Below are 380 nucleotides of genomic sequence, written 5' to 3' on the forward strand. Positions count from 1 at the left end.
GGGAAGACCATTATCAGTACGGCGTCATTTCTTATCGTAACGACAATCTCTAAAGCTAGTTAACTGCGTGAGTTTTGCTCAAGGGTTAGTGGGACTTGATGAAAAATCAGTGCTTCTTGAGTTAGGCAATACCCGGCTGTCATCATCGTCGTATAAATGGCGGGGAAGGAGCGTGGGTTGAGTTTGAACTTGTTGCTTTGAATGTCATACAGGTCTCTGCTGCCAATTTTTTTAAATGTGTTTACGTTCGTATTGGGCACAATCAGTTCATCCGCAAGAGAGGCTTTGGCCATAGCGAAACCCGCAAAATCACAATCGAAAAAGGCTATAACATGGCCGCTAAAATTCTTCTTGAGTAAAGACATGGTAATGCCTGTTTC

Annotated in this window: 1 protein-coding gene; it reads right to left on the bottom strand. The window is 43.2% G+C overall.

Annotated elements, in window-relative coordinates:
- Positions 1-59: 59 nt before the first annotated feature.
- Positions 60-380: hypothetical protein (locus AB4585_RS25395; protein ID WP_372171551.1), on the bottom strand; the 321-nt coding region annotated here is incomplete at its 5' end.

This window comes from Vibrio sp. 10N.222.49.C9, assembly GCF_041474985.1.
GTDB classification, from domain to species: Bacteria; Pseudomonadota; Gammaproteobacteria; order Enterobacterales; family Vibrionaceae; genus Vibrio; species Vibrio crassostreae_C.